The organism is Corynebacterium sp. HMSC06D04 (genome assembly GCF_001807315.1).
Classification (GTDB): Bacteria; Actinomycetota; Actinomycetes; order Mycobacteriales; family Mycobacteriaceae; genus Corynebacterium; species Corynebacterium simulans.
Map to the genome: position 1 here is coordinate 29,338 of NZ_KV788532.1, position 26,415 is coordinate 55,752.

General features: G+C 58.8%; 24 protein-coding genes, 1 tRNA gene and 1 pseudogene. 17 read left to right on the forward strand and 9 right to left on the reverse strand.

What is annotated here, in order from left to right:
- Positions 1-2,094 (reverse strand): acyl-CoA dehydrogenase family protein, encoded by a 2,094-nt coding sequence (locus HMPREF3155_RS03805; protein ID WP_070432614.1) that lies wholly within the window; start codon positions 2,092-2,094, stop codon positions 1-3.
- A gap of 57 nt (positions 2,095-2,151) precedes the next feature.
- Positions 2,152-3,450 carry an acetyl-CoA C-acetyltransferase gene (locus HMPREF3155_RS03810; RefSeq protein WP_061924545.1) on the reverse strand — a complete coding sequence of 433 codons (1,299 nt, stop codon included), beginning with the start codon at positions 3,448-3,450 and terminating at the stop codon, positions 2,152-2,154.
- A gap of 154 nt (positions 3,451-3,604) precedes the next feature.
- Here HMPREF3155_RS03810 and HMPREF3155_RS03815 point away from each other — a divergent pair, with 154 nt between their 5' ends.
- Together HMPREF3155_RS03815 and HMPREF3155_RS03820 are read left to right on the forward strand one after the other, a co-directional pair.
- The gene (locus HMPREF3155_RS03815; RefSeq protein ID WP_070432615.1) at positions 3,605-4,933 is read left to right on the forward strand and encodes a 3-oxoacyl-ACP reductase; all 1,329 of its coding nucleotides are present in this window, start codon (positions 3,605-3,607) and stop codon (positions 4,931-4,933) included.
- Positions 4,934-5,851 (forward strand): MaoC/PaaZ C-terminal domain-containing protein, encoded by a 918-nt coding sequence (locus HMPREF3155_RS03820; protein ID WP_070432616.1) that lies wholly within the window; start codon positions 4,934-4,936, stop codon positions 5,849-5,851.
- Here the strand turns inward: HMPREF3155_RS03820 and HMPREF3155_RS03825 are convergent.
- Positions 5,848-6,867 carry an acyl-CoA thioesterase gene (locus tag HMPREF3155_RS03825; protein WP_070432617.1) on the reverse strand — a complete coding sequence of 340 codons (1,020 nt, stop codon included), beginning with the start codon at positions 6,865-6,867 and terminating at the stop codon, positions 5,848-5,850. The genes HMPREF3155_RS03820 and HMPREF3155_RS03825 overlap by 4 nt on opposite strands.
- A 34-nt stretch (positions 6,868-6,901) precedes the next feature.
- On the opposite strand from HMPREF3155_RS03825, the gene HMPREF3155_RS03830 reads away from it, so the two are divergent.
- The 3 genes from HMPREF3155_RS03830 to purM are packed head-to-tail and all read left to right on the forward strand — an operon-like array spanning position 6,902 to position 9,890.
- Positions 6,902-7,306, forward strand: coding sequence for a sterol carrier family protein (locus HMPREF3155_RS03830; protein ID WP_061924533.1), 405 nt, complete (start codon positions 6,902-6,904; stop codon positions 7,304-7,306).
- A 10-nt stretch (positions 7,307-7,316) separates the two neighbouring features.
- A complete protein-coding gene (gene purF, locus HMPREF3155_RS03835) occupies positions 7,317-8,816 on the forward strand; it encodes an amidophosphoribosyltransferase (RefSeq protein ID WP_061924528.1) in 1,500 nt (499 codons plus the stop codon).
- Between the two features lie 21 nt (positions 8,817-8,837).
- Positions 8,838-9,890 (forward strand): phosphoribosylformylglycinamidine cyclo-ligase, encoded by a 1,053-nt coding sequence (purM, locus tag HMPREF3155_RS03840; RefSeq protein WP_061924525.1) that lies wholly within the window; start codon positions 8,838-8,840, stop codon positions 9,888-9,890.
- 482 nt (positions 9,891-10,372) lie between these two features.
- On the opposite strand, the gene HMPREF3155_RS03845 is transcribed toward purM, so the two are convergent.
- Together HMPREF3155_RS03845 and HMPREF3155_RS03850 are read right to left on the reverse strand one after the other, a co-directional pair.
- Positions 10,373-10,573, reverse strand: coding sequence for a DUF3073 domain-containing protein (locus tag HMPREF3155_RS03845; RefSeq protein ID WP_179294342.1), 201 nt, complete (start codon positions 10,571-10,573; stop codon positions 10,373-10,375).
- Between the two features lie 178 nt (positions 10,574-10,751).
- Positions 10,752-11,810, reverse strand: a complete 1,059-nt coding sequence (locus tag HMPREF3155_RS03850; protein ID WP_070432618.1) for a CAF17-like 4Fe-4S cluster assembly/insertion protein YgfZ — start codon at positions 11,808-11,810, stop codon at positions 10,752-10,754.
- Between the two features lie 30 nt (positions 11,811-11,840).
- Here HMPREF3155_RS03850 and HMPREF3155_RS03855 point away from each other — a divergent pair, with 30 nt between their 5' ends.
- Positions 11,841-12,719, forward strand: a complete 879-nt coding sequence (locus HMPREF3155_RS03855) for an aminodeoxychorismate lyase (RefSeq protein WP_070432619.1) — start codon at positions 11,841-11,843, stop codon at positions 12,717-12,719.
- Here HMPREF3155_RS03855 and HMPREF3155_RS03860 read toward each other — a convergent pair.
- Positions 12,716-13,354 carry a heme-binding beta-barrel domain-containing protein gene (locus HMPREF3155_RS03860; RefSeq protein ID WP_061924518.1) on the reverse strand — a complete coding sequence of 213 codons (639 nt, stop codon included), beginning with the start codon at positions 13,352-13,354 and terminating at the stop codon, positions 12,716-12,718. The two genes, HMPREF3155_RS03855 and HMPREF3155_RS03860, sit on opposite strands and share 4 nt — an antisense overlap.
- Before the next feature lie 53 nt (positions 13,355-13,407).
- Here HMPREF3155_RS03860 and HMPREF3155_RS03865 point away from each other — a divergent pair, with 53 nt between their 5' ends.
- Positions 13,408-14,448 carry a diacylglycerol/lipid kinase family protein gene (locus tag HMPREF3155_RS03865; RefSeq protein ID WP_061924515.1) on the forward strand — a complete coding sequence of 347 codons (1,041 nt, stop codon included), beginning with the start codon at positions 13,408-13,410 and terminating at the stop codon, positions 14,446-14,448.
- Positions 14,449-14,450: 2 nt separating this feature from the next.
- Here HMPREF3155_RS03865 and HMPREF3155_RS03870 read toward each other — a convergent pair whose 3' ends face one another.
- Positions 14,451-15,260 carry an LmeA family phospholipid-binding protein gene (locus tag HMPREF3155_RS03870; RefSeq protein WP_061924512.1) on the reverse strand — a complete coding sequence of 270 codons (810 nt, stop codon included), beginning with the start codon at positions 15,258-15,260 and terminating at the stop codon, positions 14,451-14,453.
- Positions 15,261-15,293: 33 nt separating this feature from the next.
- Here HMPREF3155_RS03870 and mshD point away from each other — a divergent pair, with 33 nt between their 5' ends.
- The 5 genes from mshD (at position 15,294) to pstB (ending at position 20,425) form a co-directional block, all read left to right on the forward strand.
- On the forward strand, positions 15,294-16,214 hold the full coding sequence (gene mshD, locus HMPREF3155_RS03875) for a mycothiol synthase (protein ID WP_070432620.1): 921 nt from the start codon (positions 15,294-15,296) through the stop codon (positions 16,212-16,214).
- Between the two features lie 194 nt (positions 16,215-16,408).
- Positions 16,409-17,503, forward strand: a complete 1,095-nt coding sequence (gene pstS, locus HMPREF3155_RS03880; RefSeq protein WP_061924506.1) for a phosphate ABC transporter substrate-binding protein PstS — start codon at positions 16,409-16,411, stop codon at positions 17,501-17,503.
- Between the two features lie 127 nt (positions 17,504-17,630).
- Positions 17,631-18,674 (forward strand): phosphate ABC transporter permease subunit PstC, encoded by a 1,044-nt coding sequence (gene pstC / locus HMPREF3155_RS03885; RefSeq protein WP_061924504.1) that lies wholly within the window; start codon positions 17,631-17,633, stop codon positions 18,672-18,674.
- A gap of 16 nt (positions 18,675-18,690) precedes the next feature.
- Positions 18,691-19,602 (forward strand): phosphate ABC transporter permease PstA, encoded by a 912-nt coding sequence (gene pstA, locus HMPREF3155_RS03890; protein ID WP_062037334.1) that lies wholly within the window; start codon positions 18,691-18,693, stop codon positions 19,600-19,602.
- 49 nt (positions 19,603-19,651) lie between these two features.
- Complete coding sequence (gene pstB / locus HMPREF3155_RS03895; RefSeq protein WP_061924498.1) at positions 19,652-20,425, forward strand: phosphate ABC transporter ATP-binding protein PstB; 774 nt, start codon at positions 19,652-19,654, stop codon at positions 20,423-20,425.
- Positions 20,426-20,607: 182 nt separating this feature from the next.
- Here the strand turns inward: pstB and phoU are convergent, their stop codons facing one another.
- Positions 20,608-21,336, reverse strand: coding sequence for a phosphate signaling complex protein PhoU (phoU, locus tag HMPREF3155_RS03900; RefSeq protein ID WP_070432621.1), 729 nt, complete (start codon positions 21,334-21,336; stop codon positions 20,608-20,610).
- Between the two features lie 49 nt (positions 21,337-21,385).
- A complete protein-coding gene (dusB, locus tag HMPREF3155_RS03905; protein ID WP_061924491.1) occupies positions 21,386-22,531 on the reverse strand; it encodes a tRNA dihydrouridine synthase DusB in 1,146 nt (381 codons plus the stop codon).
- Positions 22,532-22,710: 179 nt separating this feature from the next.
- On the opposite strand from dusB, the gene HMPREF3155_RS03910 reads away from it, so the two are divergent.
- From HMPREF3155_RS03910 to HMPREF3155_RS13120, 5 genes and pseudogenes are all read left to right on the forward strand, one after another.
- Positions 22,711-24,213, forward strand: coding sequence for an acetyl-CoA hydrolase/transferase family protein (locus HMPREF3155_RS03910; RefSeq protein ID WP_061924487.1), 1,503 nt, complete (start codon positions 22,711-22,713; stop codon positions 24,211-24,213).
- Positions 24,214-24,324: 111 nt separating this feature from the next.
- Positions 24,325-24,397: transfer RNA gene (locus tag HMPREF3155_RS03915), tRNA-Lys, on the forward strand.
- Positions 24,398-24,785: 388 nt separating this feature from the next.
- Complete coding sequence (locus HMPREF3155_RS12800) at positions 24,786-25,190, forward strand: hypothetical protein (RefSeq protein ID WP_148138213.1); 405 nt, start codon at positions 24,786-24,788, stop codon at positions 25,188-25,190.
- Positions 25,184-25,897: an ATP-binding cassette domain-containing protein gene (locus HMPREF3155_RS03920; protein WP_062043424.1), complete on the forward strand. Its 714-nt coding sequence runs from the start codon at positions 25,184-25,186 to the stop codon at positions 25,895-25,897. Before HMPREF3155_RS12800 ends, HMPREF3155_RS03920 begins: the two co-directional genes overlap by 7 nt.
- A pseudogene (locus HMPREF3155_RS13120) lies at positions 25,884-26,415 on the forward strand (hypothetical protein); the annotation flags it as partial. The gene HMPREF3155_RS03920 and the pseudogene HMPREF3155_RS13120, both read left to right, overlap by 14 nt.

Below are 26,415 nucleotides of genomic sequence, written 5' to 3' on the forward strand. Positions count from 1 at the left end.
CTAATCGCGCAGCGGGTCCACGCCGGCTTCGGTGAGCATCGGGATGTTGGATACCTCGGAAGGTAGGCCGAATGCGTCAACCAGAACCACGGACCACGGTGCCAAAGAATCCACCAGATCATTGATTGCAGCGCGGGCGGCCTTCATACGGCCGGCCGGAAGCAAGTTGTGCTCCTGATACCAGCCCGCGTGCTCGACCAGCGTGGACAGCACGAACAGGTGACGTAGCTGCTCGAAGACCTGGCGTGCGAGGGACCCTACCTCCAGGCGGTCTTCCGCCTCAATCATCGCTTGGACCAGCAGCGTATCTACACGGGCCCAGCCTGCCGCGATGAGGTGATCCTGGCATTGGTCCACGATGGCGGCTGCCTGCACCTTGTCGGCCTTGCGGGCCGGCTGGATACGATGAACGAGAGAAAGCAGGACGGACTGGGCACGGTCGTCGATGAGCTTGGCTTGGTAGACGGCGTCGAAAAGCGATGCCTCGTTCGGATTGACCAGGTCCACCAGCCCCTGCAGACGCGTGGTGAAACCAGTGCGGCGGCGCACGACTTCAGTGGCGGTCGTCGCGGCATAGCGCACGGTATCCCATGGAGACATGTCATTCATCGCGCGGCCGTAGGCGGTGAGCAGGTTCTTGCCTACCATCTGAATCAGCACGGTGTTATCGCCTTCAAAGGTGGCGAAGACATCGGAGTCGGCGCGGTAGGTGGTCAGGCGGTTTTCTGACATATAGCCCGCGCCGCCGCAGGCTTCACGGCATTCCTGAATCGTGCGGATGGCGTGCTGGGTCTGTGCGGCTTTAATCGCGCCGGCCAAAGACTCCATCTCGCGGGAGGCATACTTTTGCTCCTCGGTGGGAGTGGTCACGGACCACGAGCCTGCCTCCTGGCTGTCATTCATCTCCTGGTAGCGCTCCAGAATTTGGTTGTGTAGCAGGTGCAGCGCATAAGAGCGCGCCAGCGGGATGAGCAGGCGGCGGCGGTGCTGGCGGTGATCGATAAGGTGCTTTTCGGCGCCGGTTGCGCCTTCGAATTGGCGGCGTCGGTTGGCGTAGCGCACCGCGATGTCCAGCGAGGCCTCCGTGGCGGCGCCCGCGGCACCAGCCACGCCCATGCGCCCGCGGATCAGCGTGCCGAGCATGGTGAAGAAGCGGGCGTTGGGGTTTTCAATCGGCGAGGAATACCTGCCTTTTTCATCGACGTCTGCGAAGCGGTTGAGCAGGTTTACACGCGGTACGCGCACGTTGTCGAAGCGGAGCGTGCCATTATCGACGCCCACGAGTCCACCCTTGTGGCCGTGATCGCCCAAGGTGATGCCCGGCAGCGCGTTGCCTTGCTCGTCACGAATCGGAACGATGATGGCGTGCACGCCGTGGGTGCGGCCATCGCTTTCCGGGGTCATAAGCTGCGTGAACACGACGGCGGCACGGCCGTCCTGGGCGGCGTTGCCGATGTAGTTCTTCACCGCGGTATCGCTCGGGGTATTTATGATGAATTCATCGGTTTCCGGGTCGTAGTTCGCCGTGGTCTCAAGGGATTGCACATCAGAGCCGTGGCCGCGTTCGGTCATGGCGAAACAACCAGGTAGCTCCAGGGATGCGGCCTTTTGAACCCACTCGATGTGGCGCTCGGTGCCGAGCTGGTCGAGGGCGCCGCCCCACAGTCCCCACTGCACGCCGGACTTGATGGCGAGTGAGCCGTCGACCCAAGCCAGGCCTTCGAGTGTGAAAGTGGAAAGAATCGGTTTGCCGGGCCCGCCATTGTCGCGGCGCAGACCTTTTTGGAAACCGCCGAAGTCGCGCACCTTAGCGAGATTGTTGAAGGTATGTGCGCGCTGCTCGGCGACGGAGAGATCTGGATGCGGGAAGAGCTCCGGATCATTGATGAACTCGCGTAGCTCCTGACGGAAAGCGGCGTGTGGGCCATCGAGTAGGTTGCCCAGCTCGGTAGCTACGGATGGCTTCGGTGTCTTGGGCAGGCGGCGCGGGCTGCGCGGCTCTGCTTGGGCGGTGGTGGAACGAAGATTTGCGCGGTTTGCCTCGGTGGTGGAAGCAGCGCTGGAATCCTTGCTTTGAGTCTTGAGGAGTGCCATGATTTTTCCTTCTTTGGGCGGCTGCTTTTGGCAGCCGGGGATTTTTTGGGGTGCGGGTTAGCGTTCGATGATGGCGGCCACGCCTTGGCCGCCGGCGGCACAGATGGAGATAAGAGCGCGGCCGCCGCCTGCTTCCTGCAGGACCTTCGCGGCGGTGGCGAGGATGCGCGCCCCGGTGGCCGCGAAGGGGTGGCCGGCAGCCAACGAAGAACCCTTGACATTGAGCTTGCTGCGGTCGATGGGGCCGAGCGCGCCGGGCAGGCCGAGGCGCTCGCAGCAGTAAGTCTCGTCCTCCCACGCATTCAAGGTGGCAAGGACTTGCGAGGCGAAGGCTTCGTGGATTTCGTAGAAGTCGAAATCTTGCAGGGTGAGGTTGTTGCGCTCGAGGAGACGCGGCACCGCATAGGTCGGCGCCATGAGAAGGCCGTCTCCGCCGTGCAGGAAGTCCACTGCGGCGGTCTCGGAATCAACTAGGTAGGCGAGCGGCTCGAGGTTATGGCTTGCGGCCCAGGATTCGCTGCCCAGGAGGGTGACTGCCGCGCCGTCGGTAAGCGGCGTCGAATTGCCGGCGGTCATTGTGGCCTGGGTGCCGTGCTGCTCGGCATCGCGCTTTCCAAAGACTGGCTTTAGCTGGCCGAGCTTTTCTGGCGTGGAGTCAGGACGGAGGTTGGTATCGCGGTTAACACCCATGAAGCCGGTGCTGAGGTCGTTAAAGAAACCTTCCTCCCAGGCCTGATGAAGCTTCTGGTGAGAAGCGAGCGCGAGCTCGTCCTGGGCGGCGCGGCTTACGCCCATTTTGCGGGCCGTGATAGCCGCGTGGTCGCCCATGGAAAGCCCCGTGCGCGGCTCGCCGTTTTGGGGCTGCTCGGGCGCGAGCTGGGCGGGGCGAATTGAGCCGATGAGCTTTGCACGTTGGGAAAGAGTCTTTGCGCGGCTGAGTCCGATGAGGGTGCGCCGCAGGGAATCGTTTACGGCAAGCGGGGCGTCTGAGGTGGTATCCGTGCCGCCGGCGATGCCGGATTCGATGCGGCCGCGGGCAATGGCGTCACCAACATGGATGGCGGCGGCCAAAGAGGTGCAGCAGGCCTGCTGCATGTCGAGCGCCGGGGTAGTAGAAGTAAGCGCCGAGCCAAGGACTACCTCGCGGGTGAGGTTGAAGTCTCGCGAGTGCTTGAGTACCGCGCCTGCTGCTACGAGCCCTACCCGTTCCTCGTGCAGGCCGAAGCGCGCGACGAGTCCGTCGAGGGCGCTGGTGAGCATGTCTTGATTGGAGGCGTGCGCGTATTCCTTGTTGGAACGGGCAAACGGAATGCGGTTGCCGCCCAAGATTGCGACGCGGGGCGAACTGCTGGTCATTGCGACTCCTTGCTGGGAAACCAGAGGTGGAAAAGTTTTCACTGGAATGTCCTAAATCACATTCCGAATGATAGTGTTAGTTGTATCACTCAATTAACTAACCTTGCAACCTCTTACAAAAAGGCTTGCAACCTTGTTAAAGGAAGGATTTCGAATGCCCAAACTCAATTTCGCCGAGAAACTAATCAACTCTCCAGTGGCCGCGAAGGCGGGCGTGCCGCAGGGCTATCCGCTGCGCCGCTTCACCCCCGGGGAGCCGGCTTTAGGCGCCCCAGTGGTCATTGATTCTGCAGGAGCGGGCCGCATCGCCCACTTCCTTTCCACTGCGCTCGCAGTGGACTATCAGCTGCTTTCGGTGGAGGCGGAAACTGGGCGGGGTGCGCTGGTATTCGACGCCACCGGAATCGAGGAGCCAGAGCAGCTGCGAGAGCTCTACGATTTCTTCCATCCGCAGCTGCGCAACCTCGCACCGAATGCACGCTTGCTGGTCATCGGCACCACCCCGGAGAAAACTGCGACCATCGATGCCCGCATTGCCGCCCGCGCCCTCGAGGGCTTCACGCGTTCGCTGGCTAAGGAGATGCGCAAAGGCGGTACCGTGAACCTCATTTGGGTCGAACCCGGCGCCACGGCGGAAATCGAATCCACGGTGCGCTTCTTCCTCTCCGGTAAGTCAGCGTTCGTAGACGGCCAGGTGGTGCGCGTGAAGGCCGCTACCGCCGAGGCGGACGCAGACTGGCAGGCGCCTTCTCAAGACCGTCTCGCCGTGGTCACCGGCGCAGCCCGGGGCATCGGCGCCACTATCGCGGAGGTGCTGGCTCGCGATGGCGCGCAAGTCATCTGTATCGACGTCCCCGTCGCGAGTGAGCACCTCAGCAAAACGGCAAACAAGGTCAAGGGCACCGCGCTACCGCTGGACGTTACTGACCCGGGTGCTGCCGCGATCATCGCAAAGCATGCGCAGCGCCACTATGGCCGCCCCATCGACGTCATCGTCCACAATGCCGGCATTACCCGTGACAAGCTGCTGGCAAATATGAACGAGGGGCAGTGGGACGCCGTCCTCGCCGTTAACCTCATAGCTCCAGTGCGTATCACCGAGGCGCTGCTGGATAGCGGAGATCTTGCAGCCGGGGCAGCGGTGGTGGGCGTGTCTTCCATGGCGGGAATCTCCGGCAACCGTGGCCAGACCAATTACGCCACCACCAAGGCCGGCATCATTGGGCTGGTTGATGCCCTCACCCCGGTACTGGCAGACAACGGTTCCACCATCAACGCGGTGGCGCCGGGATTTATCGAAACTGCCATGACCGCAGCCATGCCCACCGGCCCACGTGAGATTGGCCGCCGCATCAATTCCCTGCAGCAGGGCGGCTTGCCAGTTGACGTCGCCGAGACCGTCGCCTACTTCGCCGCCCCGGCCTCCGCGGCGGTCACAGGTAACACCGTGCGCGTGTGCGGCCAGAACATGATGGGAGCGTAAATGCTAGACCGCAATGTGCAGAACCTGAAAGAGATTCCGCAGCTTTCCAAGCTTTACCGCAAGCAGGTGATAAAGGCGCTGCCCGGTGTTGCGGGAAAACGCGTTATCGATGACCCACCAATTGCCTACCGGGTAGAAGGTGTATACATTGATCCGGAGCATCTTGCTGCTTATTGCCAAGCAGTGGGTTTCCGCCTGGGCAACGAGGTTCCGGTTACCTACCCTTATGCGCTGGCCTTCCCGCTAGCGGTCAAAGTCATGGACTCGCCGGGTTTTCCTTTCCCCGCCATGGGCATTGTTCATCTTTCAAACAAGATTGAACAATTCCGCCCTTTGCACGTGGAAGATGCTTTTACCATCGACGTCCACGCGGAGAACCTGCGCAGCCACCGCAAGGGGCTGGTGCTCGACATGATTACCTCCATCTATGTAGAAGGCATCTTGGTCTGGCAGCAAACCTCCGCATTCCTAGGGCCAAAAGCACACTTTTCTTCCTCCACTCCGGCAGATGTGCAGGTAAGGCCAGAGGCCGCCCGCTTCTTGCCGCAGCCGGAAAAGCCCGCGCCGGGGGTAACGGCCATTGCAACGCTGCGTTTTAGCCCGGAAACTGTAAAGACCTACGCAGCCGCTTCTGGGGATAAGAACCCCATTCACACCTCCCGGCTGGGCGCGAAGGCCTTTGGTTTTCCGAACACGATTGCCCATGGCATGTTCACCCACGCCAAGATGCTCACTGCGTTTGAGGGGCGCCTGCCCGATGCAGTGCGCGTGCAAGCAGACTTCTACAAGCCGGTCATATTGCCGGCCACCACGGCGCTTTTTAAACAAAAAGAAGGCTCCGGTTGGAACGCGCAGCTGCGCCAAGCCAAAAACGTTGAAAAGCTCCACGTTGCCGTCAACGTGGAGCCAGCGCACTAATCCAAGTGCTGGTGCTGCGGAGCCACAACCAGTGGCTTCGGGGAGTACTTTCCGCGCAGCTCGCGCAGGACGCCGGCGTGCTCCCACAGCGCCTTGTCCTCTGCCGTCTTCGGCGTGAACTGACGGGCTGCCATCGGCTGCCAGTCGGCGTCCATCGCCATATAAGAAACCGTGGCGTGGATGGCAGTCTCCAGATTCTGGCGTCCACCGCGCGGGTTGCCAGAGCGGACGTGGATGGACATCTGCATGGAGCGTGCATCGGTGCGCATCATACGGGCATCCACCTCGATGAGGTCACCGATGGCAATCGGCTGGTAAAAGCGAATACCGCCGGCATAAACGGCCACGGTGTGCTCGCCCGACCACTCCATGGTGCAGGCCGCGCCCGCCTCATCGATCCACTCCATGGCGGTGCCGCCGTGGACCTTGCCGCCCCAATTGACGTCGGTCGGCTTTGCTAGGAAGCGGTTGATCATGCGCGGGGCGTCGGAAGGTCCGTCATAAGTCTGCTTTTCCATCTCATCCTCGATGGCTCGGCGCAGCTCGATGCGGGACTCGGCCGCCTCCCAGACACGATGTTGGTCGTCGGAAGTCGGCTCAAACGGTGGCACAGGGGTGGACTTACCCGTTTCCGGATCCTTCGCCACGAAAATAACCAAGCAATCGCAAGCGCGCGTGAAGATGCCATCGCGTGGGTCTGCGGAAAGGACTTCGTTGACGATGTGCATCGAAGAACGGCCTGTCATGGCGATTCGCGAGCGCACCTCCACCAAGTGCCCGGAAGGAATCGGGCGAGTGAAATGGATGTGGCCCACATAGGCGGTAACGCAGTAGGCACCGGACCACTGGACCGCGCACGCATACGCTGCCTTGTCGATCCACTCCAAGACGCGGCCGCCGCCAATGCCCTGCGCACCAGCGATGGTCATATCCGTGGGCGCCGCCATGAATCGGAGGGTGATCGATGGCGACTTCGCGGTTTCAGTATTCTCTTGTTCCGGAAGGGTTAGTGACATGCATAGAAAGTTATCAGGGAGGCCGAATTAGCGCATGAAAAATAAGGTAGACCCAGCGGCCACGCGCGCTGCCGTGGTGGCGGTCCAAGACTGGATAAAACGCCCCGATGAGGTGGAAAAACCAGGTAGGGCATTGCTTGCCGATGCCGTCCGTCGCACCGCCCGCACCCTCGAAGTCGACGCGCCGGGCCATTCCGTGGAGCTGCGGGTGCCCCCATTCGTGGCAGTTCAATGCATCGAAGGTCCTCGCCATACGAGGGGTACCCCACCCAATGTGGTGGAGATGGACCCATTGACGTGGTTGCAGCTGGCCACGGGCCTGCTCCGCTGGGAAGAAGCCGTTTCCGCCGCTCGCCTCGAAGCTTCCGGCTCCCGCTCCGGCGAAATCGCAGGATGGCTGCCAGTCATTCCGTTAGTTTCTACTGCCCACAACGACTAGGATTAGCGCCGTGGTAGCTGAAAGAACTCCCCATATCACCAATCTCGATGATCACAACGAGACCGAACCCCGCGAGGAATGCGGCGTCTTTGGCGTCTGGGCTCCGGGGGAAGAGGTTTCGAAGCTGACCTACTTTGGTCTCTTCGCCTTGCAGCACCGCGGCCAGGAGGCCGCCGGTATCGCAGTCGGTGACGATGACAGCCTTGTCGTATTCAAGGATATGGGCCTGGTGTCCAATATCTTCGATGAATCCATCCTGGCCTCTCTTCAAGGCAACGTCGCCGTAGGGCATACCCGGTACTCCACCGCAGGCGGCAAGGAATGGGCCAACGTACAGCCCATGTTTGCCACCACCTCCAATGGCATCGACATTGCCTTGGGCCATAATGGCAACCTTGTTAACTACTTGGAGCTGCGCGAGGAAGCAGTAGAGCGCGGGCTGGTTGCACCGCAGCAAGAGTCGGTTTCCGATTCCATGTGCTTGTCCATGCTGCTTGCCGACGGCGTGAGTGATAGCGTCAGCATCTTCGAATCCGCTCGTGCGCTGCTCCCGCGTGTGAAGGGCGCATTCTGCCTGACCTTTACCGATGGGCACACGCTCTACGCTGCGCGTGACCCACACGGCGTGCGCCCGCTGGTGCTGGGCCGTTTGCCAAAGGGCTGGGTAGTAGCTTCGGAGACGTGTGCGCTCGACATCGTCGGCGCGCAGTTCATCCGCGAGATTGAACCGGGCGAGCTCATCTCCATCGACGAGGCGGGCATCCGCTCGGAGAAGTTCGCGGAGCCAACTCACCACGGTTGCGTCTTCGAGTACGTCTACCTGGCACGTCCTGACACCGACATCAAGGGCCGTTCGGTGAATGCGACGCGTGTGGAAATCGGGCGTCGCCTAGCGCGGCAATACCCGGCCCCAGATGCGGACCTAGTCATTCCAGTGCCTGAGTCCGGTAACCCGGCGGCCGTGGGCTATGCCCGCGAGTCCGGAATCACCTTCGCGCACGGCCTGGTGAAGAATGCGTACGTTGGCCGCACCTTCATTCAGCCCACCCAGACGCTGCGCCAGCTGGGCATTCGCCTGAAGCTGAACCCGCTGCGCGAGGTCATTGAGGGCAAGTCCCTGGTGGTCGTGGATGACTCTATCGTGCGTGGCAACACCCAGCGCGCGCTGATTCGCATGCTGCGCGAGGCGGGCGCGGCGGAGGTGCACGTGCGCATCGCTTCGCCGCCAGTGAAGTGGCCATGCTTCTATGGCATTGACTTCGCCTCCCCGGGCGAGCTCATTGCGAATGCGAATCCGTCGGATGACCCAGAGGTAGTCTGCAAGACTATCTGTGACGCCATCGGTGCGGACTCCCTCGGCTTCGTCTCCATCGATGAGATGGTCGCCGCGACCCAGCAGCCTCACCATGAGCTGTGCACCGCCTGCTTTGACGGTGTCTACCCACTCGGCCTCCCGGCCGGCAACCCGAACGCTGAGGCCGTGCGCTCCCTGCTCGGCGAAGAATCCTAAAACACAAGGCAAGGAACAAAAATGAGCGAGAATACTTACGCGGCAGCTGGCGTCAGCATCGAAGAAGGCGACCGCGCCGTCACCCTGTTTGCGCCGCACGCAAAGCGTGCAACCCGACCGGAGGTCATGGGCGGCCTGGGTGGCTTCGCGGGCCTGTTCAAGCTGGGCGAATACAAAGAGCCGGTCCTGGCTGCAGGCTCCGATGGCGTTGGCACCAAGCTGGCTGTTGCGCAGGCGATGGACGTCCACGACACCATCGGTATCGACCTGGTTGCAATGTGCGTCGATGACCTCGTGGTGTGCGGCGCGGAGCCGCTATTCCTGCAGGACTACATTGCCGTGGGCAAGGTCGTACCGGAGAAGGTCGCAGAGATTGTGAAGGGTATCGCTGAGGGCTGCGTGCAGGCAGGCGCTGCGCTGCTCGGCGGCGAGACCGCTGAGCACCCAGGAGTAATGGACCCAGAAGAATACGACGTCTCCGCAACCGCCGTGGGAGTAGTCGAGGCAGATTCCATCCTGGGCCCGGACAAGGTCCGCGACGGCGATGTCCTCATCGCGATGGCCTCTTCCGGCCTGCACTCCAACGGCTACTCCCTGGCTCGCTACGTCCTGCTGGAGCAGGCAGGTCTGCCGCTCGATGGCCACATCGAGGAGCTTGGCCGCACCCTCGGCGAGGAGCTGCTGGAGCCGACTCGCATCTACGCCAAGGACTGCCTGGCTCTGACCGCTGAGTGCAACGTTTCCACCTTCTGCCACGTCACCGGCGGTGGCCTGGCCGGCAACCTGGAGCGCGTCATTCCGGAGGGCCTGACCGCTGAAGTTAACCGTTCCACCTGGACCCCGGGCCAGATCTTCAAGACCATCGCTTCTGTGGGCAAGGTTTCCCTGGAAGAGATGGAGAAAACCTTCAACATGGGCGTTGGCATGATTGCCGTCGTCGCTCCGGAGGATCGCGAGCGCGCCCTGGCTATGATGGCTGCCCGCCACGTTGATGCGTGGGAGCTCGGCACCATCCGCGCCGCCGGCGAGGGCGAAGAGCGCGTCATCATGAACGGCGAGCACCCGAACTACTAAGCCCGCCCAACCACTTCTGCTTTCGGCCTTCCGTTCTCTGCCACATCGCGGTGGAGGAGGGGAGGTCGTTTGTGGTTTTCCTCTTCCGGCGCCGGTTTTCCTGCGCTTCCGCTCGGCTCTTCGGCGTTTTCGCGCGGATGGTAAAACCGCACCATTTAGGGCCGTCTGTCCAGCGGACGCCAAATGCAGTTGAAGCCTAGTGTGGTTTTCAAATGGTGAGGTTGCACTGTAACCACTGTGGCTGTAGTGGGCTCCTGGGGCGGGTGACGCCTCACCTCACCATTTGTTCCTCACCATTTGGAAATGCCGGCCGAGGGAAGGCCGAGGGAAGGGTAGGGGCAGCCCAGGCAGACCAGGGAAGCGGCCGTGAAGAGCAGGGTGCCGCGGGAAAGAGCCGGGCAGCGGCCAAAAGCAAAAGGCCGCAACCACGCGAAGCGGCCGCGGCCTACAGCTGGAGTCCCAGCGGCGAAAAGGAAAGCGCCTTAGCGCTGGTCCTCCTCGTCGTCTTCGTCCCACTCGTCGACGTAGTCGGCGTAAGGATCCTCGTCCTCGTAATCGTGGGAGTTGTTCGGGTTTTGGGAGGCAAGCTCCCGCTGGAGCGAATCCAGATCCATTTCAGGCGAATTGTACTTCAGCTGGCGTGCAACTTTGGTCTGCTTTGCCTTTGCGCGTCCGCGTCCCATGTGCATGACCCCCTTGAGGTGAGTAGGGCGTTCCAGGGATTCTTGGACGCCCCATCGGCTTAAATCTAAAAGTGTATCTTCCTGTTAGACACAATAGCCTGTGTGACGAAAAAATTCCGCACCACCCCCCTACATATGCCAAAACGAGTGGGATAACTCGCGCAGAGGGCTAAATGAGTTATCGGCCACGCAACTTTTCTACCGCAGCTCGTCCCGCCTTCGGGCCCTCATCGACGGGGATTGAGTCATTTTCCACGGATGCAGCGACATCCCCAATGGAAAGCTGTTGGCCGCTCAAAGCCGAGCGCTTGACCAGCGCGAGTGCGATGGGACCAAAGTCGCAGTCATCGACCACTGTGCCGAGACGTCCCACGCGGCGCCCGCCGAGAGTAACGTCCGCACCAATCTCCGGACGAGTAGGCGCCGAGCCATCCAGATAAAGCATCACCAAAAGCCGCGGCGAGCGGCCGAGATTCTCCACCCGGGCGACGGTCTCCTGGCCGCGGTAGCACCCCTTGTTCAGGTGCACGAATGCCGGCGCATCCCCGCGTGAAATCCAGTGCGGGACCTCGTGGGCAATCGCCTTTGCATCCAGGTCCGCGGCGAGCTCCGGCTCCAGCGCCTTTACACGCTCGGCGGTGTAGGCCATCAGTCCCACCAAGGTTCCGCCAGCCGATTCCAGTTCCGCCACGGCTGCCTCTAGGTCTTCACGCGGGACGAGATAGTCCGCGCGCTGCGGGCCGCGCCAGGCGACGTCGCGCGACACCACCGCGCTCGCTGGCGCCGGCAGGGCAGAACCCAGCACGGTGATAACCGCCAAGTGTGCTTCTTTCACCGTCACCTGGGACCAGAAGATCATTTTGGTCAAAAAATCCAGCAGCGAAGAAAACTGGGCTTCTGGAATATCCAGGTAGAAGGCCTCGCCAACTCGGGTGAGATCCATGTGGTGGAGCACGTGGCCCTGTATGTCTAGGTCGAGGGCGCCGGCGCTGAAGCCAGAGGGGGCGTCGTCAAGCTTTTGCGATAACAAGTTGTTGAGGAAGGTCGCAGCCTCTGGGCCCTCGACCTTGATGACGCGGCGCTGGGAGCGGTCCACGATCCCGGAGCCGGTTTCGATGATCCTTTGCTCCTTGAGCGGGTTACCGTAGTGCCAGGCGACGCCCGCGGCGTCGATTGCAGTGGCGTCTTGGAACTCAGCGGCGCCTGTGCGCGCTAAAAGTGGCGAAGAATAACTCACGAGATCCGATGGTAGGGCATAATAAAAATTATGGAGTTCACGCCTCGAAAAGAGCCGGTCATCTACGTTGTAGAGCCCTATGGTGGCTCTGTGCGCAAGCATCATCCGTCGCTGCCACTTATCTATTGGGATGACGCCGCTGTCACTCGCGGTGACGGCATCTTTGAGTCGCTGCTGGTGCGTGATGGCAAGGTGGCCAACATTGCCCGGCATAGCGCGCGCTTCGTGAACTCAGCACAGGCCCTCGAGCTGCCGGAACCGCAGATTGAAAAGTGGAAGGAAGCCACCGAACTCGCCATCGCGGACTACTTCGGCGGTGATGAGACAGGCGAGGCCAAGTGCACGTGGACATATACCCGCGGGCGTGCCTCGACAGGCCACCCGAGCGCTTGGGTCGTGGTGCAGGCAATCGATAAAAAGCTACTTGAGCAGCGCGAGAAGGGCGTCAAAGTAATGACCACCCCGCGCCTGTGGCACGTGGCCGAGGAACTGCCCGCCAAGACGCTGAACTACGCTGCCACCATGGCTACCTTGCGCCTGGCAAAGGGGAAGGGATTTGACGACGTCATCTTCGTCGACCCAGACAGTGGCATCGTTTTGGAAGGCGCCACCTCCACCGTCGTGGCAGTGCGTGGAAACAAGCTGCGCACCCCGGCAGCGAAGGGGATTCTCTCCGGTACCACGCAGGCTGCGCTCTTCGAATACGCGCAGCAGCAGGGCTATCGCTGCAAGGCTAAGGAAATCACGCCGGAGTATCTTGAGCGCTGCGATTCGGTGTGGTTGGTCTCTTCAGTACGCACCGCCGTGCGCGTTACAAGCCTCAATGACGCAAAGCTAAAGGCCCCGGATAACGCTGCGGAAATCCGAGGCCTGCTTGATGCCGCGCTTGCGCGGTATGGCTTAAACTAGCCTGCTACGCGCTCAAGCTCAGCGGACATGTACGGGCGCATCTCGCCGTCGACCATGCGCTCGTCGACCCAACCCAGGTTGTTGTTCGGCATCAAGCCGTACATGCGCTTGCCTGGGCCGAAGTTTTTCGGTCCGGTTTCGGTAACCATGGTGGAGGCGGACTCGAGCTGCCATGCACGCTCGTTGAAAGGCTCGCCGTAGAAGATCTCCACGATTCCGTTAGAGGAGGTGTAGGTCATCTCGATCTCGTCCTTCAAGGAGATTCGCCAGTAACCGGATTCGCGGATATCGGCACCCTGTGGCTTGCCCTCGGTGTCGATGCGCCAGGTACGAGAGCTATAAGTCAGGTAATTCTCGCCGTCGTGGCTGACAATAAGCTGCTGACCAAAGGTGTACTGCTCGCCGGAAGCATCGTGGGCCTGGCCTTCGCCCTGCCAGACGCCTACGAGGGGAAGAAGGGCTAGCAGGCCGTCGTGAAGCGACGGGCCCTGGCGCAGGTTAGCGGTTTCCTGCGGCAGAGGGTTGTTGCCGAGTTTCATGGCCGGGATGTTGCGGTTCGCTGCGTCCTTCCATGCCTCGGCGGCATTGTTGACAGCGTCGTTGCCATTTAGCTTTTCGTTGCTATTTTCGCTCATGACGCACCAGCCTAGTCGCCTTAAAGGGATATAAACCACTAGGCTGGTTCGCTGTGCGAGCATTAATGATTTCAAATCCGAACTCGACTTCGCAGAGCGATGCTTTATTCAGGCAGGTCATTCCGCTGTTGCGAGATGTCGAAGGCGTCCACCTGCGCATGCAATTTACCCATTATGCGGGGCATGCAGAAGAGATCGTGCGCGGTCTTCGGCGTGCGGATTATGACGCCATTGTCGTCTTTGGTGGCGACGGTACGGTTAATGAGGTTGTCAACGGATTGCTCGGTCCGGCAGACAATGACCAGCGCCCGGCTCCGGAGGAGCTGCCGGTGCTCGGCGTTATTCCGACTGGTTCTGCCAACGTTTTCGTCCGCGCTTTAGGCATTCCGAATACCCCTGTGGAGGCCGCCCACGTACTGGCACGCCTGCTGGAGCGCGATACTCGGCGCACCATTCGCCTTGGCACCTGGAACGAGCGCTGGTTCGCGGTCAACGCCGGCTTCGGCCTCGATGCGGATGTCTTGGCGCGCGTCGATCGTGCCCGCGAGATGGGCTTTGCAGCCACCCCGTTGCGCTATCTGACGGTCTCCGCACAGGCTTATCTGCGTGCGCGCGTCATTCCACCGGAGATTTCCGTCCATGCGGTCAATCGTGATGGCAAGGAATTTACTGCGCACAAGGTGCCTTTGATGTTTACCTCCAATACCAACCCGTGGACCTTCTTGGGCCCGCTGCCGGTGGTTACTAACCCGCGCAATTCTTTTGACAAGGGTCTGGGGCTCTTCGGCGTTTCTGACTTGGGCGGCATTCACGGTTTGGTGGGCATGCTGCACCTGATGGGCGTTGATCGCAAGCACGTGTTGAGCAAGATTACCCAGGCCCGCGCATTGCAATTCGACGATGCGCAGGTGGTCGACCTGGAAACGCCGACCCCGAAGCGCTTCCAGGCCGATGGTGAGTCCGAAGGCAAGTTCACCAAGGTGCATTTGGAGTCGGTGGCAGATGCCATCGAGGTCTTTGCGCCTTCGCAGCCGCGCCCACCGCATGAGCGCAGCGTGCGCGAGATTCTTCGCGATCTGGTGCGGATTAAGTAGCGCTAGCTGGCCTGACCAACGCGCTGGGCGGTGTCCACGGCGCGCTTTTCCGCGTCCTTCACCGCCTTTTCCTCCGAACCCTCGATTTCGAGAGGGGACAGTTGGGTGGACTTCAACTTGATGTTGCGGCGCTGCACCTCAAAGGTGATGGAGCCACCATGCAGTTTCACGGACGTCGCCTGTGCAGGCAGCGGTAGGTCGCGGGTGTCGAATTGCATCGAGAAGGCCTTCTTCAGGCGCGGATCCTCGGTGTCGTAGACATTCATGTGGAATTGCTCGCCAACCAGGCGCAGCGCGACCTTTGCCGTTGACTTCTTTTTATCTCCTGGCAGCGTACCCGTCAGCTCTGCCTCGGCTGCGGTGCCGCCGATAGGAGAGATGTTGTCGGGGTTTGCAATCGAAAGATCAGTAATGCCCATCAGCCTGCCCAGCGCCACGCCATCCAGGCTGATGCTGCGGGTATAGGTCGAGACGGGGGCGCCTTCGAATTTCCCGCTAAAGACTTGTTGCGGGGTAATGGTGATATCGCGCATGGTGGTCGAAGCATTGACCATGCCTAGCTTTGGCACCTCGACGTCGAGAGATTGTACCTCGAGATAAGGAATCTCTTTGGTCAGTGTGGCGAGCGTATAAGGGAAGCCGCCAATGTAGACGTCGGGAGTATTTTCGAGGCGCGAGACAGCCTTCGATTCTTGGGCCACGGTGTGCTCTGCGTGCATGGCCACGGCAGAATCCGAAAGCCAGGCGAGGGTGCCCACGATGGCGACGATGCCGAGGCGGACAACGTTGCGGTTGATTTGCAGAACAGTCACTCTTCTATTCTTACCGCACGTACGCTGGTGGGTATGAATATCGAAACCTATCAACTTCCAGAGTGCCCAGAACTCGCAGGCAAGCTCAAGAAAATCGCTGATTTAGCACGGGGCGTCGACGGTATTGCGCCCCTGTCGGAGCAATTCATCTTGGGCCTGGATGACGCGCGCTTGGAACACACGCACTTGGTGCTCAGCGACGCCGCGGAGCCGGTAGGCCTTGCAGCTGTCGCCGGAGATGACGCCGAGATGTTTATACACCCCGATTATCGTGGCCGTGGCTGGGGCAACGAGCTGCTGAATGCCGTGCGGGCGATAAAGCCTGCGGCAAATGTCTGGGCCCACGGCAATCTGCCGGCAGCCCAGGCTGTGGCACAGAATAACCACATGGAAAAGGTGCGTCAGCTTCTGGTCATGAAGGTTGCCGGTAAGGATTTGGTGGAGCACTCCACGCTTGGCGACGCCCCGTATACTCCCGCCAACTTCACCGATTCGGTAGAGCGGTGGGGCACGGATTTGGTCGAGCAGGAATGGGTGCGTGCCAACAACGAAGCCTTTTCCTGGCACCCGGAGCAAGGTGGATGGGATATAGAGCGTTTGCACCGCGGGATGGAAGCGGAATGGTTCGATCCGGCAGATGTCCTTTTCTATTGGGACACCAAGAAAGACGATGATGGGGCAGCCCCCGTGCTGGCCGGATTCCACTGGACCAAATGGCACAAGGAGGAAACTGATGAGTTTGGTGAGGTTTATGTGATCGGCATTTCGAAGGCTTATCGCGGTCAAGGTTTGGGAAATCCTTTGCTGCGCTATGGTCTGAATCGAATGGTGGAAAAGGGTGCTGACTGGGTAATTCTCTATGTTGAGGCGGACAATAAACCGGCTGTAAAGCTTTATGAGCGCCTCGGGTTTAGCGTTATTGAAGACCACTCTGTCTACTCGGGGCGTGATTAGTCTCACCAACTTTGGCGACATGTTCATTTGTTGTTCACCTGAAACCACCTCTGTGGTTAACCCGCCGCGGATAGCTTTACGTTTTGTGAGTTAACCGCGGTGTTGGTAGTTCTCTTTCAACTCTTTCGCTTTTACCAATGCGATGTGCGGTTTGCTCGGATAACAATCTCTGTTCTGCTTTGGAAAGGTTTCCTGTGATCCGCAACTTCAAGCGCACCGCTGCAATCTTCGGCATTGTTGCCGCAACCTCCACCGGCCTTGTTGCCTGCTCTGAATCCGGTTCGGGCTCTGAGGGCGGCTCTGAGGTCTCCGGTGACCTCACCGGTGAGGGCGCATCCTCCCAGAAGAGCGCAATGTCCGTCTTTGAGAAGGCCTTCCTGGACGAGCACCCAGACGCTAACTTCTCCTACACCTCCTCCGGCTCCGGCGCTGGCGTTGAGGCTTTCACCAACGGCACCGTTGACTTCGCTGGTTCCGACTCCGCTCTGAAGGAGGACAAGGGTGAGGTTGAGGCTGCCAAGGAGCGTTGCGAGGGCAACGACGCATGGCACCTGCCAACCACCATCGGCCCGGTTGCAATCGCATACAACCTGGGTGACAAGGAAGTAAACCTGAAGACCGAGACCCTGGCAAAGATCTTCAAGGGCGAGATCACCAAGTGGAACGACGAAGAGATCAAGGCTTCCAACGAGGGCGTTGACCTCCCAGACACCGACATCACCGTCATCTTCCGTTCTGACGAGTCCGGTACCTCCGACAACTTCCAGAAGTTCCTGAAGACCGCCACCGGCAACTGGGACAACGAGGGCAAGCAGTTCCCGGACGCTGTCGGCGAGGGCGCAAACGGTTCCTCCGGCGTTGCTGACCAGGTTGCTTCCATCGACGGTGCAATCACCTACGTTGAGGCTGGCTACGCACACCAGAAGGAATCTGACGGCGTCAAGATTGCCAAGATTGACTTCGGCAACGGCCCGGTTGAGCTGTCCAACGAGACCGTCGGCGTTGCACTCGACAACCTGAAGTTCAAGGAGACCGGCTCCGAGCACAACATGGTTGTTGACTCCGAGGCGCTCTTCGGTTCCGACACCAAGGGTTCCTACCCGCTCATCCTGACCACCTACAACATCGTTTGCTCCGCTGGGTACGATGAGGAGACCTCCGCGCTGGTCAAGGCTTTCTTCAAGACCGTTCTGGATAACCAGAGCTCCGACCTCGAGTCTGCTGGATTCATCCCTGTTACCGGTGACCACCTCGAGCGTCTGAAGTCTGCTGTTGACGCAATCCAGTAATTTGCTGGATACGCAATAAAAGACAGCACTGCCCGCCCCCAAATCCGTTCATCAGAGCGCCTTTGGGGGCTGCGGTGTGTTGCACATTAATTCCCACAGTTTCCGTTGAAAAGGATTTCGTAGTCTCATGGCAGACAACAATCTCACCACGGCGCCACCAAATGAGCAGACAGAAGCCGCCTCGCGGCCTGCTTCTTCTGCTGGTAGCTCCGAGGCCGCAATCGTGAAGTCCGGTTCGGGTGTAAAACGCCCAGGTGACCGAATTTTCGAGTTTCTCTCCACCGCCTCCGCAACCTTAATCACCGTGATGATCGCTGCCATTGCAGCCTTCCTGATTTGGCGCGCAGTGCCTGCACTGAACGTCAACGAGGGCGGCTTCCTAGGCTTTTTCACCTACGGTCAGCGCTGGGAGACTAACAACACTGACGCAATGCAGTTCGGTATCCCGACCATGTTCGGCTCCACGGTGCTCATATCCGTTGTTGCCTTGCTGATCGCGATGCCGGTTGCGCTTGGCATTGCTATCTTCCTTTCCAACTACGCTCCGGCCCGCGCAGTGAAGCCGCTTGGCTTCTTGGTCGACATGCTCGCTGCAGTTCCGTCCATCGTTTACGGTCTGTGGGGCTGGCAGGTTCTTGGCCCGGCTCTTTCAGGCTTTTATAAGTGGATTCATTCGTGGGCTGGCGGCTTCTTCCTGTTCACCACCTACGACAACTCGCCTTCCTTCGAGACCGGCCGCAACATCTTCACCGGTGGCATCGTGCTGGCAGTGATGATTCTGCCCATCATCGCCGCCACCGCGCGTGAGGTCTTTGTGCAGACCCCTCCGGGCCAGATTGAGTCCGCGTTGGCGCTGGGCGCTACCCGCTGGGAAGTTATCCGCATGACCGTCCTGCCTTTTGGTATGTCCGGTTACATCGCCGGTTCCATGCTGGGCCTGGGCCGTGCGCTGGGTGAGACTATGGCGCTGTACATGGTTGTCTCGCCGCTGATTGATTTCCGCTTCTCGCTTTTCGACGGCGGTACTACCTTCGCTACTGCGATCGCTCTGGCAGCTTCCGAGTTCGGTAACGAGATGCGTGCGGGTGCTTATATCGCAGCCGGCCTCATGCTGTTCCTGCTGACCTTCGTGGTCAATGCCATTGCCCGTTCCATCGTGAAGAAGAAGTAGGAAGAGGTAAACCTGAATGTCTACCCCAGTAAAGACCCTTCCGCAGAACTCCGGATCGGCGTTCCTTGATATTTCCGGCGGCCGCAAGACCGCCAACAACATCGCCACCTTCGTCGTGTGGGCCACGATGATCATCGCGATGATTCCACTCGTCTGGGTGCTCTGGGAGCTTTTTGCTCGCGGTGCCGGCGCCATTTTCAATCCTGAATGGTGGACTACCTCGCAGCGCGGAATCCTTGATACCGAGGCTGGCGGCGGTGCATTGCACGCGATTATCGGTACCTTCGTCCAGACCCTCCTGGCAACCATCATTTCCGTCCCGATTGGCATCTTCACCGCTATCTACTTGGTGGAGTATTCCCGCGGCGGTCTGCTGAGCCGCCTGACCACCTTCATGGTCGACATCCTTTCTGGTGTTCCTTCCATCGTCGCTGCGTTGTTCGTCTTCGCAATGTGGATCACGCTCTTCGGCTTCGACCGTTCCGGCATGGCAGTGGCGCTTTCTCTGGTGCTGCTGATGATTCCAATCGTCGTTCGTAACACGGAGGAGATGCTGCGCGTCGTCCCGATGGACCTGCGTGAGGCTTCCTATGCGCTGGGAGTGCCGAAGTGGAAGACCATCGCCCGCATCGTTCTGCCAACCGCTCTGTCCGGCATCGTCACCGGCATCATGCTGGCCGTTGCCCGCGTCATGGGTGAGTCCGCTCCGGTTCTGGTCTTGGTCGGCTCGACCTCTTCCATCAACTGGGACGCAATGGATGGCGCAATGTCTTCCTTGCCGCTGATGATGCTTGATATGTACAAGTCCGGCGCCCAGCCGGCCGTTCTGGACAAGCTGTGGGGCGCGGCACTGACGCTGGTCCTGCTGATTGCAATCCTCAACATTGCGGCGCGCTTCGTTTCTGCGAAGTTCTCCGTCAAGAAGTAACACGCCCGCCCGCCACACCTAAAGCCCCTCAACAGGAGTAATTCAAAAAATGTCAAAGCTTGAGCTCAATGACGTGAACATCTACTACGGTGATTTCCACGCCGTACAGAACGTCAACATGCAGATCCCAGCACAGGCAGTTACTGCGTTCATCGGCCCTTCCGGCTGCGGTAAGTCCACCGTTCTGCGCACCATCAACCGCATGCACGAGGTCATCCCTGGCGCTTCCGTCAAGGGTGAGATCCTGCTCGACGGCCAGAACATCTACGGCCCAAAGGTTGACCCAGTCTCCGTCCGTAACACCATCGGCATGGTCTTCCAGAAGGCAAACCCGTTCCCAACCATGTCCATCGAGGACAACGTTGTCGCCGGCCTGCGTCTGTCCGGTGAGAAGAACAAGAAGAAGCTGAAGGAAGTCGCCGAGAAGTCCCTGCGTGGCGCAAACCTATGGGATGAGGTTAAGGACCGTCTGGACAAGCCGGGCGGCGGCCTGTCCGGTGGTCAGCAGCAGCGTCTGTGCATCGCTCGCGCGATTGCCGTGGAGCCAGAGGTTCTCCTCATGGACGAGCCTTGCTCTGCACTGGACCCAATTTCCACCTTGGCCGTTGAGGACCTTATCCACGAGCTGAAGGAAAACTTCACCATCGTTATCGTGACCCACAACATGCAGCAGGCAGCGCGTGTGTCCGACAAGACCGGTTTCTTCTCCCTCGAGGCCACCGGCAAGCCGGGCCACCTGGTGGAGTTCGATGACACCACCACCATTTTCAAGAACCCGTCTAAGAAGGACACTGAGGACTACATCTCCGGCCGCTTCGGCTAAGCCTTAGTAGCTTCCATGTAGCAGACGGATAAACCCCGCTTCCTTTGAAACAAGAGGGAAGCGGGGTTTAGCGTTATTAGAGACAGTGAAGATTGATCTAGATAGATAGTTTTCGTGAAACGCCTGTAGTTGGATTGAATGTGCTTCAGCGTTGCCTTAAAGGTCTAGCTACCTAGTGAGGATTAATGGCGGAACTGGCGCTCGAGCTCGGCCATGCGGGACTCGAACTCTTTGTCCCTTTCTTCCTCGCTCAATTTGGCCATATAGGCCTCCGGAGCGAGCCCGGTGGACAGGTAAATGATGCGGCCGGCCACGCTGACGCAGTGATCGGCGAAACGCTCGTAGTAGCGGGTCATTTGGGCAGTTTCCACGGCCTCGCGCACGCTTGCTTCCCACTCTCGATTCGTCAGGATGGACAAAAGGTAGTGGTTGATGTCATCTACCGCATCATCTTCAGAGGCCATCCGCAGGGCGGTATCGGGGTCCGGGGTCACTAAGATTTCGCGCAACATCCTAATCATGTCGTCGTTTAAGCGTGCGAGCTCCTCAAAATAGCCGATGTACTCTGCGGGCACCACGTTTTCTGGGTGGCGTCGGCGGGCAGCCGATGCCACGTGTTGGGCCAGACGGCCCATGCGGTGGAGGTCTTCCACGATGTAGATGGAGGAGACGACCTGGCGGAGATCTTTGGCCATGGGATTTTCGAGCGCGAGCAGCAAGACAGCGCGCTCCTCGCAGCGGTTGCGGACTTCGTCCAGTTCCTCGCGCAAAGACATGGCCTCTTCAGCGGCGTGGAGTTCGGAGTCAATCAGTGCTTCAGAGGCGAGCCTTAAGGTGTTATGGACGATGTCGCACATGATAATGAGGTCGTGCGAGAAGCTATCTAGATGTTCGCGATATGCGGTGCGCATGTCGGAAATGATAGACCACTTTTTGGTCTAATGCTCGTTATGGCTTTGTCTATCCGCCCGAATGCATAATTTCTGCACCTTCGGGCACTGTTGCGTCCTCTGGATCGTCCAGCCAACCCTCGGGTAGAACCACCTTGGCAGGTGAGCCTTGACGTCCACGTGCGCCATCCGCGTCGTCGGCAAGCGCCTGCGAATCGGCCCACGGTGCCAGCAATTCGCGCAGGTTATCTACCGAATCCACCCGCGAAAGGCCCGAGCGTACCTCGCCTCCCACGGGGAATCCGCGCAGGTACCAACCCACGTGCTTGCGGATATCGCGGCTGGCCTGACGCTCGCCATCGTGCTGCGCCAGCAGCTCCGCATGCCTAATCATAATCTGCGTCACTTCGCCCAAGGTTGGCTCGGAAGGAATTGGCTCGCCACGCAGCTCCGCAGACAGTTCCGCGAAGAGCCACGGGCGGCCGAGGCAGCCGCGCCCGACGACGACGCCGTCGCAGCCCGTCTGCTCCATCATGGCGCGGGCATCGGTGGCTTTGAAGATATCGCCGTTGCCCAGCACCGGGATGCCGGTATCGGCCAGGTGCTCCTTGAGGCGTGCGATCTCATTCCAATCGGCGTGACCGGAGTAGCGCTGAGCGGCTGTGCGCCCGTGCAAGGCGACGGCCGCGGCACCCTCCTCCACTGCGATGCGTCCTGCGTCCAAGTGTGTGTGGTGCTCGTCGTCGATGCCCACGCGCATCTTCACGGTAACCGGAATGTCGGTGCCCTCTGTGGCCTCAACTGCGGCGGCGACGATGTTGCCGAAGAGTCGGCGCTTATAGGGCAGAGCTGAGCCGCCACCGCGACGAGTTACCTTGGGCACGGGGCAGCCGAAATTCATGTCGATGTGATCGGCCAAGTTTTCATCCACGATCATCTTTGCTGCCTTGTAGGTGTACTCCGGATCGACGGTGTACAGCTGTAGCGAGCGTGGATTTTCATCTGGCCCGAACGTGGTCATGTGCATGGTCTTTTCATTGCGCTCGACCAACGCGCGAGCGGTGACCATCTCGCATACATATAGTCCGGAGACCGTTCCGGTCTTCGCAATTTCTTGTTCCCGGCAGAGCGTGCGGAAGGCCACGTTGGTTACGCCCGCCATAGGGGCTAGGACAACGGGGGAGTTGAGCTCGATTTTTCCGATTGCAAGATTCACGCAGCCAATTGTGCTCTTTGGGCAGGTGGCGTGGCAAGTTTGGCGCGTCGTTGTGACGGGGGTGTGTAAGTTTGCGAAGTTTTCGGTAAAACCTCAACAAGTTCGCTAATGTGGTGCATGTAACTTAAAGGGGCTGATCGTGTCGTACGGTTGGCCCTATATATAAAGGAGGATTTACTTTGACCGATAGGATCGGATACGCGCCGTTTAAGGAACTTGTCGTTTCTGCTGAAGAAGCTGCAAAGTTTGTCAATCACGGTGACCGCGTCGGTATCTCTGGCTTTACCGGTGCGGGCTACCCAAAGGCGCTGCCTACCGCCATCGCTGAAAAGGCAAAGGCTGCACACGCTGCTGGTGAGGAATTCAAGATCGATGTCTTCTCCGGCGCTTCCACCGCACCGGATTGTGACGGTGTGCTGGCAGAGGCGGACGCATTGCGCTTCCGCTCTCCGTACAACTCCGATCCGACTCTGCGTAACAAGGCCAACGCAGGCGAGATTCTTTACCAGGACATTCACCTTTCCCACTCCGGCCAGCAGGTAGAGGAGGGCTTCTACGGCGATTTCCAGGTCGCAATCATCGAGGTTGTCCGCATCCTGGAAGACGGCAACATCATCCCGTCTTCTGCAGTGGGCAATAACCTGGAATACATCGAGGCTGCAGACAAGATTATTCTCGAGGTAAACACCTGGCAGTCCGAGAACCTCGAGGGCATGCACGACATTTACAAGATCGAGAAGCTGCCTAACCGCCAGCCAATCCCGATCACCAAGGTTGATGACCGCATCGGTACCCCGTACATCGAGCTGCCGACCGAAAAGGTAGTCGCAGTCGTCGAGACCAACGCTCCGGACCGCAACGCGCCATTTAAGGCTCCGGATGAGGTATCCGAGAAGATCGCTGCTAACTTCATCGAGTTCCTCGAAGGCGAGGTTGCTGCTGGCCGCCTGGAGTATGACAAGTTCATCATGCAGTCCGGCGTGGGTAATGTCCCGAACGCCGTGATGGCAGGCCTGCTGGAGTCCAAGTTTGAAAACATCCAGGCCTACACCGAGGTCATCCAGGACGGCATGCTCGACCTTATCGACGCCGGCAAGATGTCTGTCGCTTCCGCTACCTCCTTTGCGCTTTCCCCGGAGTACGCAGAGAAGATGAACGCTGAGGCAGAGCGCTACCGCAAGCACATCATCCTGCGTCCGCAGCAGGTCTCCAACCACCCTGAGGTCATCCGCCGCGTGGGTCTTATCTCCTCCAACGGCATGATTGAGGCCGATATTTACGGCAACATCAACTCCACCAACGTTGGCGGCTCCCGCATCATGAACGGCACCGGCGGCTCCGGTGACTTCACCCGCAACGGTTACATCTCCACGTTCGTTTCCCCGTCTGTGGCAAAGGGTGGCGCAATCTCCGCGATTGTTCCTTTCGTTTCCCACACTGACCACACCGAGCACGACACCATGGTCATCATCACCGAGTACGGTGTCGCTGACCTGCGTGGTCTCGCACCGCGTGAGCGCGTGGAAAAGGTCATCGCCGTGGCACACCCGGACTACCGCCCGCTGCTGGAGGAGTACTACGAGCGTGCTTCCGCCAACAAGTTCGTCCACACCCCGCACGATCTGAAGACTGCCTTCGACTTCCAGATTAACTTCGCCGAAAAGGGCGACATGCGCGGCTAAGCAAACTCAGCGGCATTTAGCCCCTGACAAGCAAACATGACTGGCTCCCCGCAATAAAGTGGGGGGCCAGTTTCGTTTCTTTAGCGGGGCCTACTAAAATGGTTTCGCGATGGGCCTTTAGCTCAGCTGGTAGAGCTACGGACTTTTAATCCGCAGGTCCCGGGTTCGAGCCCCGGAGGGCCCACATTTGATTCCCCTTGGTAAAAGCCAAGGGGAATTTTTATGCCTTTTGTGCCTTGTTTGTTTGGATTCACTCTTGCTACCTATTTCCGACGTTACATGTGGTAGTGATCAGCCTCTTGCTTATTGGCGAAATACGGGAGCCAGAGGTATCTAGAAGCAAAACCCAGGGCTCTTCGCTTGGCTTTGTTCCGGAGTTCTGCCAACTTCCGGGTGGAATAGCCGGGGTGGAATATCAAAGCCATAATTTTGACTTATCTCATTTATTTATGTAAAAATAGCCAAGCTTTAGGTATTAATATCATCTCTCCCTGTTCGGCGCTTGAAGCAAGCTTTTGTTCAGGTAAGGCAAGTCTCTTTTGCCTAGTTCTCAGAAAGAGGTGTGAAATCCGGTGAAGAAAATAGTCGTAGCAGGGCTGACTGTAGCCTTGGCGATCACTTCATTTGTTGTCCCAGCTAATGCTGAGGGGCATTTTGAAACCAGCGTGAATGGAACTCGCGATGGCTTTAAAACTCGTAGTTGGTACGATCGAAATATTGATGGGTTTAACACGGAAATCACAGCAGCTACCTGCTTGAACACTCCGCACGGATCGCCAGGAAAAGTCGAGATGACCCTACGCCGAACTCTCGCAGGGCAGCCGGATCCGGACCTGGGTTCACGTTCTCTCAACAGGTGCTATGGGGGTTGGGATCGAGGTGGCTGGGGGCGTCAGGCTGCAGGCAACTATCATGCCGATATTCATACGTTTGATTGGAACCGTTTGACCATCAATTGGATGAAAGTCGTATGGTAGATACGATTCGAGTTGATGCTTTAAAGATAAGGCGTTCAAACAAAACAATTCTGGATATACCGCAGTTGACGATAGATGAACGTCCAACGCTTCTTCTTGGGGCAAACGGTGCAGGAAAGTCGACTCTTTTTTCCGTCCTGGCATCAGATTCTTCTCCGCACGACGGGGTCGTCTTAAGGGTGGGCTCTATATCGTTAGTCGAGCAGAAATTCATGCCGATTGTGGGTTTCACTTCTGGAGAATACTGCGCTTATGTTGCGTGGCTGTTTGGTCAGGATAGGAAAATCGCAAAGAAACATAGCTTGGAGTGGCTAAACTTTGTTGATTTGTCGAAGGCTGCCGATCAGAGATGTGAAAGTCTTAGCGGAGGGGAACGCTCTAGATTGGCAATCGCTACAGCATTGAATTCTGGGTCGAAAACTCTGCTTCTTGATGAGCCTAGTGCGGCGCTTGATCCCCTTAGCAAGGAGCTCATTACAAAGGTTTATCAAAAGATCGTGGAAATGGGGCATAATTTAGTTGTCTCCACCCATGATGCAGGTGAACTGCAGAAACCATTCGAGCGCGTTCTTGTCCTTGATAAAGGCAAGTTGCGATTCGATGGTTCAAGGTCAGAATTCATACAGTTAGCATCAGAATTAGACGACAATCCAGTGCACAATCTCGCACGCTCTTTTGCGCGGAGGAGGAACGATGATGGTTCCTAATTTCGGATTCAGACATTGGTTTCGACGCCCGTCATTGTGGATTTGTCTTGCTGGAATCGTTCTCAGTGCAGTTCCTATATCAGAGCTTGGGAAAACAACCTATTTCCAGTCAAACGCTGCCCAATCTACTTTAGTGTTCGTTGTTATTGCTCCAGCGGTTTCTGCCGGAATGGCTTGGGAAGCATCACGTTTTCGCGAAATTGCGCAATTGGGGCGAAGCTCTGTAGTTCGTATCTTTAGAGACCGAATGCTTTTATGGTCGCTAGTTTTTCCTGTTGGCTACGTATTGGCTAACCTAGCCCAAAGTACTGAATCGATATCGTTCGCGTCCAAGTTCTTTTGGATGATGTTGGCATACTCATGCGTCGTAGGTATTTGCTGGGTGTTGATTGGAAGCGCACTTGGCTTTTCGCTTAAGCCTCTTATTTCTGTCTGTGCTGCGGTTGCGCTTGCATATACTTGGTATGCGATCGTTCCAGCCACTTTGAAGCGTCCTGGGTTTAGTTCCGCTTCTTTTA